Annotated in this window: 5 protein-coding genes; 2 read left to right on the top strand and 3 right to left on the bottom strand. The window is 67.7% G+C overall.

Annotation, left to right across the window (positions count from 1 at the left end; genetic code table 11):
• Positions 1 to 209 (top strand): aminomethyltransferase beta-barrel domain-containing protein (locus tag CCN51_RS50640; protein WP_342749433.1); only part of this gene is annotated, 209 nt, incomplete at its 5' end.
• Between the two features lie 25 nt (positions 210 to 234).
• On the opposite strand, the gene CCN51_RS50635 is transcribed toward CCN51_RS50640, so the two are convergent.
• Positions 235 to 828 carry a TetR/AcrR family transcriptional regulator gene (locus CCN51_RS50635; protein WP_202948298.1) on the bottom strand — a complete coding sequence of 198 codons (594 nt, stop codon included), beginning with the start codon at positions 826 to 828 and terminating at the stop codon, positions 235 to 237.
• Positions 829 to 947: 119 nt separating this feature from the next.
• On the opposite strand from CCN51_RS50635, the gene CCN51_RS50630 reads away from it, so the two are divergent.
• A complete protein-coding gene (locus tag CCN51_RS50630; RefSeq protein ID WP_014176190.1) occupies positions 948 to 1,349 on the top strand; it encodes a nuclear transport factor 2 family protein in 402 nt (133 codons plus the stop codon).
• A 48-nt stretch (positions 1,350 to 1,397) separates the two neighbouring features.
• On the opposite strand, the gene CCN51_RS50625 is transcribed toward CCN51_RS50630, so the two are convergent.
• Both CCN51_RS50625 and CCN51_RS50620 read right to left on the bottom strand, forming a co-directional pair.
• A complete protein-coding gene (locus CCN51_RS50625; protein WP_014176189.1) occupies positions 1,398 to 1,823 on the bottom strand; it encodes a GNAT family N-acetyltransferase in 426 nt (141 codons plus the stop codon).
• A gap of 19 nt (positions 1,824 to 1,842) precedes the next feature.
• A complete protein-coding gene (locus tag CCN51_RS50620; RefSeq protein WP_014176188.1) occupies positions 1,843 to 2,475 on the bottom strand; it encodes a phosphotransferase family protein in 633 nt (210 codons plus the stop codon).
• Positions 2,476 to 2,599: the final 124 nt, after the last annotated feature.

The following is a 2,599-nucleotide window of genomic DNA, read 5'->3' as shown; positions in this document are numbered from 1 at the left end:
CCACCTACACCGCCCAACTGCGCGCCCACGGCAGCGAGACCGAGGTGACGGCGGAAGCCGTCGACGGCGAACTGCGCGTGACCTTCGCCGAGCCGGTCCGCGGCGTGGCGCCGGGGCAGGCGATCGTGCTGTACGACGGGGCGCGGGTCGTGGGATCGGCGACGATAGCGACGACGGAGCGGGCGGAGCGGGCGGCGTCCGCGAGCTGAGGCGGTCCGCCGCGTCCGGCGGTGGCTATGGCAGTGCTCGGGCGTCGCCGCCCGCGAAGCCGCGCCACTGGACGCGCAGGAGCTGCCGTGCGTGATCCGCGCTGCTGCCGGCAAGAGCCGCCGCGTTCGTCAGCGCGAGCATGTCGTCCAACGTCAGGTCCGTATCAACGGCCCCGTCGTGCTGGGCTCTGGTGAGCAGCTTCTGCGCGGTCGATCGCATGGACGTGTGCCAGTGGCCAAACAATGTGGTGCGCCGCTGAGCACTGTCCGTGGTCCCGGCCAATGCCAAGGCACGTTTCGTGACGACGTGGACGACAAAGCTGTCCAGCCAGGTGAACAGCGCCTCAGCCGCCGACTCGGACTCAAGCAGGTCGGCGCCCTGCTCACAGAGGAACGTCACCTCATCCGCGTACACCGCGACGATCAGGTCCTGTCGGGTGGGGAAATGGCGGTAGAGCGTCGCATTACCGACGCCCGCCCGACGCGCCACCTCGTCCAGTGCGACGTCGGGGCCATGCTCGTCGAAGAGCTTCTTCGCCGCGGCGAGTAGCAACTGGACGTTCCTCGCCGCGTCTGCCCTGCGTGGTCGCGGGGCCATCGACGGATCCGGATGCGTCATTGCCATGCTCCCTGGTTGCGATTCGGGGACATCCCCGTTTACGGTATCGCGCAATGAAAACGGGGAACTCCCCACATCGGCCAAACAGGGCCATCGGCTCCGCTCGCAAAGGATGGTCAATGACTCTCACCTGCGAAGATCGCGCCACCATCACCGAGCTGATCGCGATGCACGGGCATCTGTGCGACAGCGGAGAACTCGACCGCCTGGACGAGGTGTTCACCACCGACGTCAGCTACGACGTCACGGATTTCGGGCAGGAAATCCTGAGGGGAGTGCAGGCCTGCGCCGAGGCCGGGCGCGCCCTGGGCGAGTTGAACCCGGTCGGACACCATGTCACGAACACCGTCCTGAGCCAGCAGGCCGACGGCGGCGTCCACGCGCGCTCCAAGGGAATCGGGGTCTACGCCGACGGCACGACCGGGAGCGTGATTTACGAGGACATCGTTGTGCGCGTGGACCAAGGCTGGCGGATCAGCCACCGAAAGGTGCTCGCGCGACGAGTTCCCCTGGGCGGGTGATGGTCGGCCTTTGGCCGACCGAAGGCCGGTGCGAGCTGCGCAGCCCGCTCATAGCCGCATGAGGCCCGCGGCGGTGGGCCGGAATCCGCACTGTGCGTAGAAGGACTCAAGGTGCGGCTCATAGTCGACATGCAGCCACTCCGCACCACAGGCCTTCGCCTCATCCGCCGCCGCCCGCACCAACCGCACCCCGAGCCCCTGCCGACGCTCGTCGGGGCGCACGGTGGTGTCCAGGATGAAGGCGTGCAGACCCCCGTCGCCGACGACGTTGACGAACCCGACGAGGCGGCCGCCCCGGCTCGCGGCGATCCACACCAGACTGCGGGCCAGCATCGGCGCGAAGGCAGTTGGCGTGTGATTCGGCCACGAGACGCTGAACAGCTCGTTGAGGTCGTCGTCGGTGAGCTCGGGGCGCACCGTCAGCACCGTTTCGCCGTTCTGCGCAGGACCATCGACCACCGTCTGCTCTCCCATTTCCTTTGCCATTCCTGTGCTATTCCTGCCAACCCACCGTTGCGACCGCACGTTCCCGCCACAGTGCCACCCCCGGACCGTTCGCCTCCCAGCGATGGCAGAACTCCCGCAGGGACTCACATCTGGCCAGCATGGCGGCCCGACGGACAGACCAAGGCGGCACATCCCCGCCATAGGCGTGGAAGAAGCCGTCGAGGGCGCGGCGGTGTTCGGGGTGGTGCATCCGTACGATCCACTCGCACCAGGCCAGGTCCTCGACCGGATCCCCGAGGTGGGCGAACTCCCAGTCGACCACGGCGGTGACCTGGAAGGTGACGGGATTGAGCAGCACGTTGTTGGGTCCGTAGTCGCTGTGCACCAACACCTTGCCCCCGTCGCGTGCGCCCACCCCATGGATGTGGCGCAGCAGCTCCCCGCACGCCTCCAGGACCTCCACGGCGTGTCCGGCGTCCAACAGTTCCTGGCCGGGCGCGCCGGTCATGAAGCCGAGCGTGAGGGTGCCGGTGTCCGCTGCGTGCACGGGCGGCACGGGGAGCTGTCCCTGGAGCCGGGTCAGCAGCTTGTGCTCACGGTCGAGCCTGAGCTCGGCATCCGGACCTTCGTAGCAACGCGTGCCGAATATCGGTTTGTGGTGAGTACGAGACAGCGACACGCCGACGTGACGGCGTGTCGCTGTCCTGTTCTCACCGCAAATACCGTGTCCCGGCTGACAGACTCATACCCATGTTGACCTCGACGCGTGAGCGGCGAAGACACTTCGCCGCTCACGCGTCGAG

Origin of the sequence: Streptomyces milbemycinicus, assembly GCF_002154605.1 — a bacterium.
GTDB lineage: Bacteria > Actinomycetota > Actinomycetes > Streptomycetales > Streptomycetaceae > Streptomyces > Streptomyces milbemycinicus.
The sequence above is the reverse complement of the archived record's forward strand: the minus strand, read 5'-3'. Positions and strand labels throughout refer to the sequence as shown.

Excerpts from the sequence above, each read along its gene's own strand:
- CCN51_RS50635 (WP_202948298.1), bottom strand. The coding sequence starts at position 828 with ATGACGCATCCGGATCCGTCGATGGCCCCGCGACCACGCAGGGCAGAC.
- CCN51_RS50630 (WP_014176190.1), top strand. The coding sequence starts at position 948 with ATGACTCTCACCTGCGAAGATCGCGCCACCATCACCGAGCTGATCGCG.
- CCN51_RS50625 (WP_014176189.1), bottom strand. The coding sequence starts at position 1,823 with ATGGGAGAGCAGACGGTGGTCGATGGTCCTGCGCAGAACGGCGAAACG.